Origin of the sequence: Paraburkholderia phymatum, from assembly GCF_038900715.1 — a bacterium.
GTDB classification, from domain to species: domain Bacteria; phylum Pseudomonadota; class Gammaproteobacteria; order Burkholderiales; family Burkholderiaceae; genus Paraburkholderia; species Paraburkholderia phymatum_A.
Genome location: NZ_JAYMRZ010000012.1, coordinates 156276 through 172062, shown reverse-complemented (window position 1 = coordinate 172062; position 15787 = coordinate 156276). Strand labels below are relative to the sequence as shown.

General features: G+C 62.0%; 14 protein-coding genes and 1 pseudogene. 3 read left to right on the top strand and 12 right to left on the bottom strand.

Annotation, left to right across the window (positions count from 1 at the left end; translation table 11 throughout):
* Positions 1–516: 516 nt before the first annotated feature.
* From VSR68_RS22445 to VSR68_RS22420, 6 genes are all read right to left on the bottom strand, one after another.
* Positions 517–900 (bottom strand): hypothetical protein, encoded by a 384-nt coding sequence (locus VSR68_RS22445; RefSeq protein ID WP_342941936.1) that lies wholly within the window; start codon positions 898–900, stop codon positions 517–519.
* 313 nt (positions 901–1213) lie between these two features.
* Positions 1214–2371 (bottom strand): beta family protein, encoded by a 1158-nt coding sequence (locus VSR68_RS22440; protein WP_342941935.1) that lies wholly within the window; start codon positions 2369–2371, stop codon positions 1214–1216.
* A 13-nt stretch (positions 2372–2384) separates the two neighbouring features.
* Positions 2385–3671, bottom strand: a complete 1287-nt coding sequence (locus VSR68_RS22435) for an XRE family transcriptional regulator (RefSeq protein WP_342941934.1) — start codon at positions 3669–3671, stop codon at positions 2385–2387.
* A gap of 320 nt (positions 3672–3991) precedes the next feature.
* Positions 3992–4228 carry a hypothetical protein gene (locus VSR68_RS22430; RefSeq protein WP_342941933.1) on the bottom strand — a complete coding sequence of 79 codons (237 nt, stop codon included), beginning with the start codon at positions 4226–4228 and terminating at the stop codon, positions 3992–3994.
* A gap of 508 nt (positions 4229–4736) precedes the next feature.
* A complete protein-coding gene (locus VSR68_RS22425; protein ID WP_342941932.1) occupies positions 4737–4922 on the bottom strand; it encodes a hypothetical protein in 186 nt (61 codons plus the stop codon).
* A gap of 53 nt (positions 4923–4975) precedes the next feature.
* Entirely contained in the window at positions 4976–5863 is an 888-nt protein-coding gene (locus VSR68_RS22420) for an NAD(P)H-binding protein (protein ID WP_342942018.1), read from the bottom strand.
* Positions 5864–6059: 196 nt separating this feature from the next.
* On the opposite strand from VSR68_RS22420, the gene VSR68_RS22415 reads away from it, so the two are divergent.
* A complete protein-coding gene (locus VSR68_RS22415; protein ID WP_342941931.1) occupies positions 6060–6944 on the top strand; it encodes an AraC family transcriptional regulator in 885 nt (294 codons plus the stop codon).
* A 36-nt stretch (positions 6945–6980) separates the two neighbouring features.
* On the opposite strand, the pseudogene VSR68_RS22410 reads toward VSR68_RS22415, so the two are convergent.
* Positions 6981–9548: pseudogene (locus tag VSR68_RS22410) on the bottom strand (GcvT family protein).
* Between the two features lie 127 nt (positions 9549–9675).
* Here VSR68_RS22410 and VSR68_RS22405 point away from each other — a divergent pair.
* Both VSR68_RS22405 and VSR68_RS22400 read left to right on the top strand, forming a co-directional pair.
* A complete protein-coding gene (locus tag VSR68_RS22405; protein ID WP_342941930.1) occupies positions 9676–10470 on the top strand; it encodes a DeoR/GlpR family DNA-binding transcription regulator in 795 nt (264 codons plus the stop codon).
* A 785-nt stretch (positions 10471–11255) separates the two neighbouring features.
* A complete protein-coding gene (locus VSR68_RS22400; protein WP_342941929.1) occupies positions 11256–11939 on the top strand; it encodes a response regulator transcription factor in 684 nt (227 codons plus the stop codon).
* A gap of 54 nt (positions 11940–11993) precedes the next feature.
* On the opposite strand, the gene bluB is transcribed toward VSR68_RS22400, so the two are convergent.
* The 5 genes from bluB to cobA are packed head-to-tail and all read right to left on the bottom strand — an operon-like array spanning position 11994 to position 15763.
* Positions 11994–12695, bottom strand: coding sequence for a 5,6-dimethylbenzimidazole synthase (bluB, locus tag VSR68_RS22395; protein WP_342941928.1), 702 nt, complete (start codon positions 12693–12695; stop codon positions 11994–11996).
* Positions 12679–13983, bottom strand: a complete 1305-nt coding sequence (locus VSR68_RS22390; protein WP_342941927.1) for a cobyrinate a,c-diamide synthase — start codon at positions 13981–13983, stop codon at positions 12679–12681. Before VSR68_RS22390 ends, bluB begins: the two co-directional genes overlap by 17 nt.
* A gap of 3 nt (positions 13984–13986) precedes the next feature.
* Positions 13987–14589 carry a cob(I)yrinic acid a,c-diamide adenosyltransferase gene (gene cobO / locus VSR68_RS22385; protein WP_342941926.1) on the bottom strand — a complete coding sequence of 201 codons (603 nt, stop codon included), beginning with the start codon at positions 14587–14589 and terminating at the stop codon, positions 13987–13989.
* Positions 14586–15020 carry a cobalamin biosynthesis protein gene (locus tag VSR68_RS22380; RefSeq protein WP_342941925.1) on the bottom strand — a complete coding sequence of 145 codons (435 nt, stop codon included), beginning with the start codon at positions 15018–15020 and terminating at the stop codon, positions 14586–14588. Before VSR68_RS22380 ends, cobO begins: the two co-directional genes overlap by 4 nt.
* The gene (cobA, locus tag VSR68_RS22375; protein WP_342941924.1) at positions 15017–15763 is read right to left on the bottom strand and encodes a uroporphyrinogen-III C-methyltransferase; all 747 of its coding nucleotides are present in this window, start codon (positions 15761–15763) and stop codon (positions 15017–15019) included. The genes VSR68_RS22380 and cobA overlap by 4 nt, the downstream gene beginning before the upstream one ends.
* Positions 15764–15787: the final 24 nt, after the last annotated feature.

Below are 15787 nucleotides of genomic sequence, written 5' to 3'. Positions count from 1 at the left end.
CGCGGATCCGTGAGTAGAATTGTGTTTGATTCTTGGGAGAGGTCGACCAACTCATCGGAAATCGAAATTGCTTTTAAGGAATCTACTTTTATGCTCTTCATACGAGTTTAATATCGTTGCTCTGACGTGCTGGATGTATGGGTTCCATTTTTCAGAATTGTAATATTTAATTGCGCTGAGAATATACCAATGAATGTTGTTTGTCTTGTGATCGGTGTTACTTGGCTTGAGTTCCTTCAAAATATCATAGTACGTGTGATAATCAGGTTTGCCTTTTTTATTGGTAATCAACGGGTGTTCTTGCGAGATGCTCTTTGAGAAACTTATGATTTCAAGCATGGTGCAGATTTCTCGCTTATTTTTGAGGAAATGTTGATTTCCATTTTTGTGTGTGATTGATATTTTCTCTTCATTTATTTCTTCAAACCATTTTTTGTGATTATATTCTGGAAGTCCATTTATATTTTCATGGCTGAATTCAAGTTGAAAGGATGAGATGGATTTCGAGATCATTTCCTATATTGTAATTTGATCCGTATTTTTATAATTTCCCCTTATTAGTTCGTTTATTCTTTTTTGGATTGATTTTTCCGAGACGTCACCGTCGGTTATGGCCAGAACTCCAAACGATGGAATATTATAATTTTCGCTTAACTCGAGACCGTAGGTGAAAAATCCATAAAGACAGGAGGCTTGATTTGCCCATGCGCCAGAATAAATATATCTGCGTGGAATGTGAATTTCTTCGCTAAATAGGCAGTCAATCACGGCTCTCGCTAGCGTATCTTCGATGATAATGCATAGTGCTGGTATGTGCTTGGCTGAAAAGGAGCCTGTTTTTCCTGTAATCTTTGTTCCGATGATGTCAACACCAGAGTTGATACGTATCGCATTTGCCATTACCAGTCTCGATGCTTCTGAAATTAATTGTGACGCCGCAAGCGATATAGCTGGAGCCGCTGAATTTCGAATCCAGCGGATACGGCGAATATTTCCTATACCAGCAGACCAAGATCTTTAGGCCCTGATTAACACGTTGATGAGCGAGCTGCATCGGTGTAGCCAGAATCTCGGTGATGTCTCGATAGGCTGCTTCCGCATCCTTGTCACTTGTGTGCAGGCCATTGAAGTACGTCGCAATGAGCACGTAACGTGCACGGCACCTCGTGCTTGTGGGCGCGCAGAAATCTGAAGACGCGCACGCCAAGTGGCCTTACTCGTAAGGCGCGAACAAGGGTGCCTGGAGTATTGCGGGCTCTGCGCGCAACGGTGCGATATGAATGCCCCGCACCTTCGCAACGTCGGTCACGACTTGCGTAATGTGATGCGTCGTGTTGACCTGACGCCAGATCTGCGGATTGCCCGGGTTGGTGCCATCAGTGGCGTTATCGCGGATGTACCGATCTGCCCACGAAAAGTCGGCCCCTGGGAACTGGCCGCTGTCGACGATCCTTTGGCAGACGTCCATCATGATGCGCGAATCTCCGCCACCATTGTCGCCGCGCACGATTAGCCAGTCCGTCGGCGTCGCGTAGCGATAGTGGCGAATCGCTTGAGCACGCGCTTTCTTGAAATTCATCTTTGCGCAGTCCGCAGCGTAATCGCCGAAGATCAGGTGCTCTGCTGTATTGGCGTCGAACTTTACGGCGTTGTGCCAGGCATGCCATTCGTTGCGAGGCCACGCTACCGTCTGGCCTGCCTGGGTGGCGGGGTTTTTTTCGGGATAGTGAGTACCCTGAAAGACGATAAGCTGCCAGGGGCCGAGATCCTGCAACGCCTCCAGAGCAAAACCGATAATCGGACTCACCAGTTGGAACTCTGAAAAGTCCGCGTCTGTGAAGTCGGCGAAGACGGCACAGTCGCGGAACTCCAGAGACAGTTCACTCAGGATCGTGCGGAACGTTTCCCCGAGCTGAGGATCTTCCAGGTCGCCCGATCGCACGCTTATCCCGAGCTTGAGCGTCTCGTCGGCGGGCAAAATCTTCTTTACGGCGGCAATCAGTTCGGGTTCCAGCTTGTCTGCCGATACGAAGGGAATCGCTCGGACATGGAGCGATCTGGTGCGGGCGAAGATCGGCGGCAACCATGCTTCGCTCTGTGCAGCCCCGCATTCTGGAATGAGATAAGAGAAGTCGACGAATGCCCGCCGGCCTAGCCAGTGACCGCTCAGAAGACCGCCCACGTCCGGCACGCAACACTCGGAGTCGAAGAGCCGCTGCTGGGGCGTATCGCCACGATCGGCCGCTGGCGGGACGATAAAGCGGGGCAGGACGTGCCGCGCGACCCCGTCGTCAAGCTCCCTTACGCCAGCCAGCTCGCCAGCTTTTAGGCGCAATGCGGGGCAATACAGGACCTTCGAACCCTCATGCATTCAGAACCTCCGACTACTGTTGAAAAAACAGCTTACGAACCTGACCTGAACCAATCTTGTCTGAAAATATTGCGTAATTCTGCCGCTCCATCCGGATACGGCCAAAGATCACGGCGGGAGAGATGCCGAGGCGTTGCGCGAAGCGCTCGATGGTGTCGGCCGTCTTCGCAATACGTGCGGGCGAGCGCAACCAGAGCTCCTGCGGGATGAGAAGGTTACCGGCGAACTGATCAGCTTCCGCCTCCATCTCGTCGACTTCCCGCGTTTCGATGTTGTCGAAAAAGCCAGCAGCTAGGCCTGTCCGATAGTGGAGGATCACGTGCGCTACCTCGTGCAGCAGCGTGAACCAGAAATTGTCCAGTGCGTCTCGGCGAAGCGTCAGGCCGATCACTGGAATTTCATCGACCAGGAACGCTGCCCCGTCGACCTTCATGCCTGGAACGTGGCGCTCGACGACGACCACGATGCCGTGGGCCAGTAGTAGGTCTCGGGCAAGGAGCGGACCGTCCTTGATTGCGCTCAGGCCGGGAAGGTCTTTCAGCCATGCCATCTCGAGGGGGCGGTATTTGACCTTCCGTGAGTCAATGGTCGCCTTGGCGCGACGCGTGACCTGCGCCTTCCAGCAGAGCAGCGACCAGTCATCGGCGTGGTGCTCGACAACCAGGCCGGTTCGAAACAATGAGGGCTTTCCGTGGCTTCCCACGTGCTCTGCGACATAGCGCACCAATTGACTCAGGGCATTCTCATCGGAGTCGGTGTTTTCCAGCCAGCCATGCTCCCGCGCATGTTTCAACACCTTCTGGGCCTGTTCAGCGGAAACATCTAGCGAAGGCGGCGACATCCAGGCGGCGGTGGCATTGGGACAGATATCGGCGGAAAGATTCAGTCCTAGCGCCTTGGCCAGCCGAACGAAGCCGGCTAGGCTGATGGAGCGGTAGCGATCCGCTTCGTAGCGCTGGACAGCCTGCTCACGTAGGCCAATCTGCCGCGCGAGATCCTTTTGGGACCAGCCCTTGGCAATCCGGGCCACGATAAGCATCTCGCCCAAATCGTTTTGGGCCCGCGCCTTAAGCGGCTCCAGATTGCCACGCTTAGCTTCCCGGTAAGCATCCAGCATTGCCGTGAGCTCTGAGCGCTCTGCGGTCAAGGCGCGCTGGACACCCGCCATGACCTCTGGGGGGAGGCCGCTGACCACCGACTTGAGCACTTGCTCGGACGAGGTTGCGTGCGACATTTCCTCGATGAGCCCCGTGACTTCCCGGGCCTGGCGGTCGTTGGTGATAAGAGCTTGCGAAGACATGTTGGGATTTTACCCAACAAATTTGTTGTGTTCAACTGCGCCGCACTCGTTGCATCCGGCGGATGACGACGAACATCGCGCTAGCCGAGCGCAAGCGGTCGAATTCTTGCAGCGCCGGAATAAGGGCCAAATCCGCCTGTGGGTTCGAAACGCCGTTGCGCGCTGACGCTATGCGGACGAGGCGCGTAGCTTTCTCAACCTCTCTCCTGCCGATTGATGCACGCCGAGCCCCGGCCAAAACCCGCCAAGGGGACGGCCGCGTAGTCTGCGGCGCGGTCGCCGCGCAAACGCTCATCGAAGAGCCTGCGAATACGGTCAATTCATGTTATTGTCGCCGCCCCTAATATTTCAAAGTAGTAGGAGCGAGCCACAATGAGCGTGCCCGTTGCATTCGACGAAAAAATCTGCTGATCGAAACCGATGTGTGGAGCGACCTTCAGAACAGCAGGAACACTATCGCCTTCGCGAGCGTCATTGCGGCGGCGGATAGCGCAATCCAACGCGGGGGCGCCTTCGTGATTCACCGCCAAGGCGGAGATATCCTGCGCAATATTCACAGGCCTTCGGAACTTGCTGAACTCATAGACGATGTCAACGTGCGTCGCGCGGAAAACGGCCTGGAGCCTGTTAAACGCTGATCCTGGCTCGAAATGGTATTTTCCGTGTATCGATGCGATCGAGTTACCATGAGGCCCCGTCAGATAAGGCGCAGCAGGTACTGTTGATGATCGAGTGGGTGATGTCGCCCGAACGCATTATATGCAGGGATCTATGGCCCGATTAAACTGCTGCAGATCAAGGATCTGCTTCATCTGTTGCCAAAATGCGACAAAAAAATGCCAAAGTGTCGCGAGGTGCGCCGGCGTAGGTTTTGGCGTAGGTTTGGATGTAGAGGTCCGTCGGATAAGCCCACGCCATTACTTCGAGGAGAACGAGTGACGCTTTTGCGGTTTGCTCTTGCGTCTCTTGCGTCTCTTGCGTGCCGCGTAATGCGCCTCGCCTGATTCAACTCAAGTGATCTGATGCAATGGCCTCGTCGATGACGAGGCCATTTGTTTTTTAGCTTTAGAAGATCATGAAGTCATCGTTGCTGTCAGGGATCGCGTTCAGCAACTGTTCCAGCCGATAGCATCCGAGCCGCGCGGCCAGTTGCGTCGCGAACGCATACAATGCCTGTGCCGCGTCGTGACGCGCGTCGCGGCGTCGAGCTGAAGCGTCCTGACTCATGCTCAACAAAGGACAGCACTGCATGTGAAGCTCCTCGCAAGAGAGGCGCGCGTATCGACAGCAATCAGCGACAGCATCTAGCTCGCGCCGGTCGCTGACACCAGCGCGGCAAACACGTCGCGCAGTTCAGTCCTGCCATAGCGCCGCTCGCTTGCGCCCGCTTCGACATCGATGCGCCCCGCGTTCTGCGCGTCGTAGAGATCGACGATGAGTTGCGCGTGATTGGCGTTGAGTCCTGCGCGCAGGAGCGTCGCCGTCCAGTCGCTGCGCGGCAACGCGCGTGCGACGATGGTGCGCCCGGCCACTTCGCTCAACGCACTCGCGACGCCGTTCGCATCGTGGCGCCGGGGGCCTTCGACGCTCACGACGCGGACGGCATCGCCTGCATGTCCGTCGATCTGCAACTGCGCGGAAAGCATGCCGACATCGTGCGCCGACACCGACGCGAACGCCCTGTCGACGGGATGATGCAGGCTCGGCAGCACACCCGTCGCGAGCGCGGCCGGCAGCACGCGCGCCCAATTCTGCATGTGCTCTGCCGAGCGCAGCAGCGTCAGGCGTGGCACAGCTTCGCGGAATACCGTTTCGAGGTAATGGAACAGCATCGTGATGCCCGTGCCCGTATCGAGTTCGGCGCCATAGTCGGACAGCGCGACGACATGAACGTCGGGATGCTCGCGCAGCGCGCGCGCTGCCACATCGATCGTGCGACGCATCGTGCCGGCGGGATCGGGATCATGATGCGGCACCGGGCACAGCATCTGCACGCCTCGAGCGCCGACGAGCGCGCGCGTCACCGATGCCTCGTCCGTCAGATCGCCCAGCACGACTTCACAACCGAGGCGCTCGAGCGCCTCGCGCTGGGCAGCGTTTCGCACAACGGCGCGCACGGCGTGGCCCGCGTGCCGCAATGCCGTTGCCGCCGTGCGTCCCACGTTGCCCGTTGCGCCAAAAATCACGAACATCATCCGGCTCCTTGATCGTTCAGATGGCGTCAAGCGTAAGCCGCGACGACGTTCGAAGCGCGCATGCAAGGATGCAAAACAGCAGATCCGGATGACGATCTGCGTGCGATGGCGGTCCACATGAATCGACGGCCTGCAGGCAGGCGCGAAACCAAGCACAATGCATCGATCTGAACGATGACGGGAGGGGCAGGCGATGAATGCAGTCAACCGTCGGCTGGTGCCGCACTCCGGCGCGCGCGAGAGCTTGCGTTCGAGCGCGCCGCTCGGCTGGTCCGGTTTCGGCGCGGAACTCGTCGGGGTGGCCGCCGGCGCGCATCGCATTCCGGCGATGGCGGATCATCGCGTTGGCGTGCATGTCGGCGCGCCTGTGAGAGCCGTGTGCCGATGCAACGGCCACCGTTACGCGCGTATTCAGGCGCATGGCGATGCCGATGTGATTCCGGCCGGGCTCGACGGCGAGTGGTCCGATGACGCGAGCTGTACGATCTTGCGCATCTGGATCGCCGACGATTTCGCGCGCGAGACGTTCGACCAGCTCGGCCTGCGCGCAGCCGATGCGCAGATTCGCCCGCAATTCCAGATGCGCGACGCGCGGTTTCAGCATCTGGCCTGGGCCATGCGCGCGGAACTCGAAGCCGAATATGCATCCGATCCGCTCTATGCGGAGAGCCTCTGCACAGCAATGATCGTGCGGCTCGCTGGCGGCGTCCCGCGCGACGACAAAAGACGCACGTTGTCGCCGCGTGCTGCTGCGCGCGTGAGCGACTACATCGAGTCGCATCTCGACGAACGTCTGACGCTCGCCGAACTCGCGGCGCTCGCCGCACTGAGCGTGCCGCATTTCAAGGTGCTGTTTCGCGAGACGTTCGGCGTGCCCGTACATCGGCATGTCGTGCAGCGGCGCGTAGAGCGCGCGCAAGCGCTGCTGTCCCAAGGGCGCCTGAGCGCGAGCCAGGTTGCGCTCGAAACCGGCTTTGCACATCAGAGCCACATGGCGCACTGGATGAAGCGGCTGCTCGGCGTGACGCCGCGCGATCTCGCCCGCAACGGCGAGGGACGGCTGATCGTTGCGCGCTAGCGCAGGCGGCGCGTGCGCACCGCCTGCGCCTGTGATTCAACCTTTCACGCGTGCCGAAGCGGGATCGTACGGCGCTTTAAGATGCAGCGTCGCCGGCAGAAGGTCGCCGGCGACGTCGATCTGATAGCGGCCGCTCGTGAGCCACGCTTCGTCGAGCGCGCGATCGTCGTCGCGTTTCACGTAACCCATCGCGACCGGGCAGCCGAGCGTATGCCCGAACGCCGCCGACGTGACGAAGCCCGCCACCTTGCCGTCGCGCAGGATCGCCTCGCCGCCCCATAGCATGCGATCGCTCGCGCCATCTGCGGTGAGCACGACGAGACGTTTGCGTAGCGGCTCGCCGCGCAGCTTGACGAGCGCATCGCGCCCGACGAACGGAATGTCCTTGTCGAGCTTGCACGCGAACGCGAGCCCGGCTTCGAACGGATTCGTATCCGGCGACAGCTCGCGTCCCCATGCGCGATAGCCTTTCTCGATGCGCAGCGACTCCAATGCGTAATAGCCCGCGTTTTTCAGGCCGAAACGCGCGCCCGCCCGATGCAGCGTTTCATAGACGCCCACCGCGAATTCGACAGGCACATACAACTCCCAGCCGAGCTCGCCGACATACGTGATGCGCGTCGCGCGCACCGTCGCGTAGCCGATATCGACTTCGCGGCTCTGCCCGAACGCGAATGCGTCGTTGCTCCAGTCGGCTTTCGAGACGCTCGCGAGCAGATCGCGCGCGCACGGTCCCATCACCGCGAGCACCGCGTAATGACCCGTCACGTCGACGAGCATGCAGTGGCTGTCGTGCGGAATGCGCTTGTCGATCATGTCGAAGTCACGCGTGGTTTGCGCGGAGCCTGTGACGAGCAGGTATTCGTCGGCGGCGAGACGCGTGAGCGTGAAATCCGATTCGTAGCCGCCGCGCGCGTTGAGCATGCCCGTATAGACGGCCGTGCCCGGCGGCACCGCAACGTCGTTCGCGACGATCTGCTGCAACACGGCTTCGGCATCGCGTCCCTTGACGAGAAATTTGGAGAACGATGTCATGTCGAAGAGCGCAACGCGTTCGCGGCATGCGCGATGTTCGTCGCCGCTCCACGGCAGCCAGTTCTGCTGGCCGAACGCATAGTCGATGCGCGCCTGCTCGCGCGTCGGCGCGAAGAAGTTCGCGCGTTCCCAGCCCATCTTGCTGCCGAAGCATGCGCCTTCGTCCCGCAGCAACGTATGGAGGGGCGAGCGACGGAAGGGCCGCGCGCTATCGAGTTCGCGATTCGGCCAGGGCATCGCGTAGTGCAGGCCGAGCGTCTCCTTCACGCGGTCGTGCAGCCACGTGTCGTTGCCGTTGAAGCGCGCGAAGCGGCGAATGTCGACGGGCCACAGGTCCATCGTCGGCTCGCCCGCGACGATCCATTCGGCGAGCGCCATGCCCGCGCCACCCGCCGACGCAATCCCCATCGAGTTGAATCCCGCGCCGACATAGAAGTTGCGCAGCTCGGGCGCTTCCCCAAGGATGAAGTTGTTGTCGGGCGTGAACGACTCCGGGCCGTTGTAGAACTGGCGCACCTGGGCTGTCTCCAGCGCGGGCACGCGTTGCAGTGCGTTTTCCATCAGGATCTGGAATTGATCCCAGTCATCGGGCAGCAACTGGAACTCGAAGTTCTCGGGAATGCCGTTCATGCCCCACGGTTTCGCATCGGGTTCGAAGCCGCCCATCACGAGGCCGCCGACTTCTTCCTTGAAGTAGATGTAGCCGTCCGGGTCGCGCATCACGGGCAGATCGGGATGCACGCCCGCAATCCGCTCGGTGACGATGTAGTAGTGCTCGGCCGAGTGCAGCGGCACGGTGACGCCGCATAGGCGTCCCACGGCCTTCGCCCACTGGCCCGCGCAATTGACGACGATCTCCGCCGCGATCGCGCCTTCGTTGCCCGCCTTGTCGCGCCACGCGACGCCGCTCGCCTCGCGGCCCTTGCGCGTCTGCCGCGTGTGGATCGCGGTGACGCGCGTGTTCTCGGCGACACGCGCGCCGCGCCGCCGTGCGCCGCGCGCGAGCGCCTGCGTCAGATCGGTGGGGTTTGCCTTGCCGTCGCCGGGCAGCCAGACGGCGCCGAGCAGATCGTCCGTGCGCATCGGCGGCCACAGTTCGCCCGCTTCCTTCGGGCCGATCACGTCGCACGTCACGCCATACGCGCGCGCGACGGCGGCCGTGCGCTTCAGCTGCGTCATCCGCTCGGCCGTGCGCGCCACCGACAGCGAGCCGCATTGCTTCCAGCCCGTCGCGAGACCCGTGTCGGCTTCGAGTTCGGCGTAGAGTGCCGTCGAATAGCGGATCAGCTTCGTCATGCTTTCCTGCGCGCGCAACTGTCCGACGAGCCCGGCCGCATGTCACGTCGTGCCGCACGACAACTGGCCCTGTTCGAGCAGCACGACATCCGTCCAGCCGAGTTTCGTGAGATGCCAGGCGAGCGAGCATCCGATGATGCCGCCGCCCACGATGACGACGCGCGCCTGCGTCGGAAGACTGGTTGACATATGTTGGATCTCGCCGGGACGTGTTGAATTGCGTTGAAATGTGTGGGAATGCGTTGATGCGTACTTTGCCGCAAAAATCCGCACGACGCAACGTCTTCGGGCGCGTTCGAGCAAATAGATAAAGCGGAGTCGTGTGGAATTGCTTGGATTCGTGTTGGCCTCGGGCGCACGTGTCTGCTAGACTCGCGCCAAATTCCAACCGCCGCCGCCGATGTTCGCCACCCACCGACAGAACGAGATCCTGCGGCTCGTCCGCGCGCAACAGACCTGCACGATCACCGATCTCGCGAACACGTTCGCAGTGTCCGATGAAACCATCCGTCGCGACCTGAAGCCGCTCGTCGCCGAAGGGCTGCTGGTCAAGGTGCATGGCGGCATCATGTTGCCCGCGCAACTTGACGAGCCGCCGTTTCGCCTCCGGATGGTCGAGCAGCGCGACGCCAAGCGCGCGATCGCGTCGCGCATCGCGCAGATGATCGGCGACGGCGATTCGCTTTTGCTCGACGGCGGCACGACCTGCGTGCATATCGCTCACGCGCTCGAATCGCATTCGCGCCTGACGGTCGTCACCAATTCCGCCGAAATCGCGCGCCTGCTCGCGCCGCGCAACGGCAACCGCGTGCTGATGGCGGGCGGCGAGTTGCGCGCCGACGATGCGTCCGCTGTTGGCGAGAGCGCGCTCGCTTTCGTCCGGCAATTCCATGTGCGTTATGCGATCGTGTCGGTGACGGCCATCGACGCAAAGGGGCGCTTCATGGACGCGCAGCCCGCCGATGCCGCACTCGCGCTCGCGGCGTTCTCGCAAGCGGAGCGGCGCGTCGTCGCCGCCGATCACACGAAGTTCGGCCACAGCGCGCTCGCTCACGTATTCGGCCCGGACGGTCTCGACATCCTCGTCACCGATGTCGCGCCGGCTGCGGCGCTGTCGAAGGTGCTGGCGGCGGCGGGCGTCGAAACGATCTGCGCGGCGCCCGCGCCGGGTGAAGCAGGCCGGGCCGGCATCTGATCGGGTGCGGCAGGCTGCGTCAGCACGCGGACCTAAAGTGCAGCGCCGCAACAGCCGCTAACGGATCGAAGGGACTGTCATCGGCGTCATTGACGTCATCGGCTCTGGCATTGGCCTGTGAAGCCCATAAGCCGCTTATCGCCGCGATCGGCCGATTTAACGAAATGGTTCACCGGCTGCCAAAAATGAGAGGTTAATTGACTGATTGAATTCGTTCTAATAATCTTCACCCCGATTTAAATCGAAAGCGTCAACGGCGACGCTCGAATTGTTAAATCTTTCCGGTAACTGGCACGAACTCTTTTATTGCGTGAATGTTAAATGCGCAAAAGGATGTTTGTGACGCAGTGCCGCATGTACCGGCGGCTCTTGTCCGCCGGCCGTTGTCAGTCGCCTGCCAGTCATCTCCAGCAGCGAAAAGCTGTGGCATTCCCCCGTAAAGCGAGCAGCGGCGCTCGTTTCGGGGCGTCGGCACGACTAGCGTTGTGAAGTACGCAGAAAGCAAAACGCAAGAAAAATCCGCTCGCACCGGGCGGTCAAAAGAAGTCGGCTTCGCGCCTCTTATAAAAGCGGCTTTTCGATGAGCCGTAATAGGGTGCGAAGGCATTAAAGCAATATCGGGCTATCAGGGCATTGTCGGGCAATGGGAAGGAATTGGCCCGCAATCGATGCAGGGCTTGAAGATCCGGGCCAATGTGGAATTCCAATTTCATATTGCCGGTTGCGGTCCTTCATCAACGATTTCCCGGTCGGACGGAAACAACGATTGAGCGTTGCGGGGTTTTATGAGAATTGCAGTTCTGGAGGAGACACAGGCGCAAGCCGGATTCGTGTGCGGGACGCTGTCGGCGGCGGGGCACACCTGCCATGCGTTCGAGAACGGACAGGCGCTGATCGGGCAACTGCGCAGCCAGCCATTCGATCTGCTCGTGCTCGATCGCGATGTGCCGGACCTGCCCGCTGACGACGTGCTGCACTGGGTCCGCGAGAACCTCGCCGAGCGTCTGCCTGTTCTTTTGACGATGAGCGCAGACGATACATCCGACCCGCTGGCGGACGTCGACGATTGTCTCGTCAAGCCCGTCAGCGCGGCGACGTTGCTCGCGCGCGTCGGCATGCTGCTGCGCGGCACGGGCCAGGAGCTGGCGGTGGGGAAGGAAGTGTTCGGCGAATACGAATTCGAGCCGGGCTCGAAACGCGTGCATGTGCGCGGCCATTCCGTCACGCTCACGCACAAGGAATTCGAGCTCGCGCTGCTGCTCTTCAAGCACCTGAGCCGGCCGCTGTCGCGCTCGCATATTCTCGATGCGATCTGGAAGCAGGCGGCGACCATTCCGTCGCGCACGATGGACACGCACGTGTCGATGCTGCGCACGAAGCTCGGCTTGCGTCCCGAGAACGGCTATCGGCTGATGCCGATCTACGGCTACGGCTACCGGCTCGAACGCATCGAAAAGGGCGAGACGTAAGCTGCACGCGCAAAGCCGTTTGAGCGGCCCGACACCCGGCCCTTGGCGCAGCCCTTAGCGCGCATCGTCGTGCGCCTGCCGATGCATCGACGGCGCTTCTTCACAAGCGGATTCCTGATCGCGCCACGTGTTCTCGAAGAGACACGCATCGAGCGGCATGCGTTTCGCCCAGCCTTCCGATTCGAGCATCGGCTGCGGATAAAAACGCTCCACATGCCCGAGGCACAGAATGGCGACGGGCCGTGCGCCCTCCGGCATGCCGAGCATCGCGCGCACTTCGTCGGCATCGAACAGCGACACCCAGCCCATTCCAAGCCCTTCGGCGCGCGCCGCGAGCCACATGTTCTGGATCGCGCACGCCACTGAAGCCAGATCCATTTCCGGCAGCGTGCGCCGTCCGAAGATGTGCTTCTCGCGGCCGTCCATCAGCGCCATCACGAGCAGCTCGCCGCACTCGAGCATGCCTTCGACCTTGAGCTTCATGAACTCGTCGCGCCGCTTGCCGAGCGCATCGGCCGTCAGCAAGCGCTCGCGTTCGACGGCGTCATGCAGCTTCTGCCGCAGCGCGGGATCGGTGATGCGGCCGATCCGCCACGGCTGCATATAACCGACGCTCGGCGCGTGATGCGCGGCGTCGACGAGGCGCGCGAGCACGTCGGGATCGACGGGCGTGGGCACGAAGTGGCGCATGTCGCGCCGCTCGTAGATCGCGCGGTAGACCGCCGCGCGTTCGGCGTCGTCAAAAGGCTCGGCCATCGAAGAGGGCAGCCGCGAAGGCTGGGTTGGACGGCCAGTAGCCGTGCATGTAAGTGGCGACGATCGAACCCTCGCGATAGACGGCTTCGCCGGGTGCGTCGGACTGTGCGCGCGTTGCGTGACGCACGGGCGCGAGCGGCGTGCTCACGCGCGAGTAGTGAAACGTGTGGCCCGTCAGCGTGCCGTGCGCGCCGTCGTCGATCTGCTGCATGCCGAGCGCGGTGAAGCGCGTCTGCATCGCGGCATGACCGGGCAGCAGGCCGAGCATCGGCGTCGTGACACCTTGCGTGTCGGTAACGCTGTCGAGCAGATACAGCATGCCGCCGCATTCGGCGACGATGGTCTTGTTCGCAGCCGCATGCGCGCGGACGGATGCAGCGCTGCGCGCGTTGGCCGCGAGCGCGGGCGCATGCAGTTCCGGATAGCCGCCGGGCAGATAGAGCGCGCTCGCGTCGACGGGAACGGGCTCGTCGGCGAGCGGCGAGAAATACGTGACGCGCGCGCCCAGCGCTTCGAGCAGCTGCACGTTCGCCGGATAGATGAACGCGAACGCCGCGTCGCGCGCGACGGCGATATGCATGCCGTCGAGCAGTCGCGGCAACGGCGCTTCGTGCGCGGGCTCGTCGAACGTCACGACAGGCGGCAATTGCGCGAGCGCCGTCGACGCGAGCGCGTCGGCCGCGTGATCGAGCCGTGCGTCGAGATCGCCGATCTCGGCGGCCTGGAGCAAGCCCAGGTGTCGATCGGGCAATTCGATTGCATCGCTGCTCGACAGATAGCCGAGCATTTTCAGATCGGCGGGCAACGACTCTTCGAGCATCTGCGCATGACGCTCGGAGCCGACCCGGTTCGCGAACACGCCATGAAACGGCACGTCCGGCCGAAAGCGCGCGAGCCCGAAAGCGACCGCGCCGAAGGTCTGCGCCATCGCTTTCGCGGAGATCACGGCCGCGACGGGCACGTTGAATTTCGCGGCGAGATCGGCGCTGCTCGGCGTGCCGTCGAAAAGACCCATCACGCCTTCGATCAGGATCAGATCCGCGTCGCGCGCCGCATCGGCGAGCAGCGCGCGGCATGCACGCTCGCCGACCATCCACAGATCGAGCGACAGCACGCTCGCGCCGCTCGCGCGCGCGAGGATCATCGGGTCAAGAAAATCCGGGCCCGTCTTGAACACGCGCACGTCACGCCCCATCCGCCGATGATGCCGCGCGAGCGCAGCCGTAATCGTCGTCTTGCCCTGGCCCGACGCCGGCGCGCTGATGAAGAGAGCGGGGCACGCGGGCATCGTTCAGAACTCCACGCCGCGCTGCGCCTTCACATGCTGCTCGCGATACGGATGCTTGACGAGGCGCATTTCGGTGACGAGATCGGCGGCGTCGATCAGCGCGTCGGGTGCATGGCGTCCCGTGATGACGACGTGCAGCATTTCGGGCCGCGCGTTGACGACGCTCAGCACTTCATCGAGCGGCAGATATTCGTACTTCAGCACGGTGTTCAGCTCGTCGAGAATTACCATCTGATACTCGCCGCTTTCGATCATGCGGCGCGCTTCGTTCCAGCCTTTGCGTGCCGTCGCGATGTCGGCTTCGCGGTCCTGCGTGTTCCAGGTATAGCCGTCGCCCATCGTGACGAAATCGCAGTTCGACTGCGAGCCGAGAAAGTCGCGCTCCGACGTATGCAGCGCGCCCTTGATGAACTGCACGACGCCAAGCTTCAGGCCGTGGCCGAGCACGCGCACGGCCATGCCGAACGCAGCCGTGGACTTGCCCTTGCCCGTGCCCGTGTAGACGATCAGCAGGCCTTTTTCGATGGTCGCCTGTGCCTGCTTCTTCTCATGGCCTTCACGGCGGCGCTGCGTCATGCGTGCGTGCGATTCGGGATCGGTCTTCATCGATTGTCCTTCGTTCGGTGTGTGTCGTTTGAGTGCTGATGGTTGGCGCTGATGTGATTAGCGGAGGATGCGATCGCGACCGTGACGCCGTCGCGCGCGCGTTTGCGCACGAGCAGCCGTCCGTTTTGCGTCGCGAGCAGCGCGCACGGTTCGCAGACGCCATCGACGCCCATATGCTCGCGCACGGCTTGCGATGCATCTGTGCGTGCGTCGAGCGCGGCGATCTGTTCGCGCGTGAACGTGCGCAACGGCAACGCGTGGCGTGCGCAGAACGCGACGAGGCCGGTTTCGCCGGCTTTCGCATCGATGGTTGCGACGGCGTCGAGCGCATCGAATGGCAGCATATCGCCGAGTGCATCGCGCACGGCCGCTTCGATCTGTTCCGCGGACACGCCGCGCCGGCAGCCGATGCCCACGATGATCTCCGTCATGGCGACGCGTGCTGAACATATGCATCGACGGGCGCAGCCAGCGACGCGACGCCGCCGATCACGACGATCGAAGGCGAGCCGAGCCCCGCATCCGCGACCCGCGTGGTGAGATCGCGCAACGCCGCGCATAGGTGACGCTGCTCGGGCCGCGTCGCCGATTCGATTGCGGCGCACGGCGTATCCGGCGACATGTCGGCGCACAGCAGCGCGTGAACGATGTCGTTCAGGCGGCGCATGCCCATGTAGATCACGAGCGTCATCCGCGTGGCGGCGAGCGCATGCCAGTCGGCTTCGTGCTCGCCCGCGCCGTGGCCCGTGACGAAGATCACGCCCTGCGCGTAATCGCGATGCGTGACAGGAATGCCGATTGCCGCAGGCGCGGCGATGCCCGCCGTGATTCCACTGACGATCTCGACGTGTATTCCCGCCGCGTGCAACGCCTGCTGTTCTTCGCCGCCACGTCCGAACACGAACGGATCGCCGCCCTTCAGACGCGCGACGCTGCGGCCCGCGCGCAAATGATCGAGCATCGTCGCGACGATCGCGGATTGCGGTGTCGATGCATGGCCGCCGCGCTTGCCGACGTGCACGATCAGCGCATCGTCGCGCGCGAATTGCAGGACTTCGGGATTCACGAGATCGTCGACGAGCACGACGTCGGCCTGCGCGAGCGCGCGGACGGCCTTAAGCGTCAGCAGTTCGACGTCGCCGGGGCCGGCGCCGATCAGCCAGGCGCGGCTCATCGCGAGTGGAGCGCCGCTGCGTGG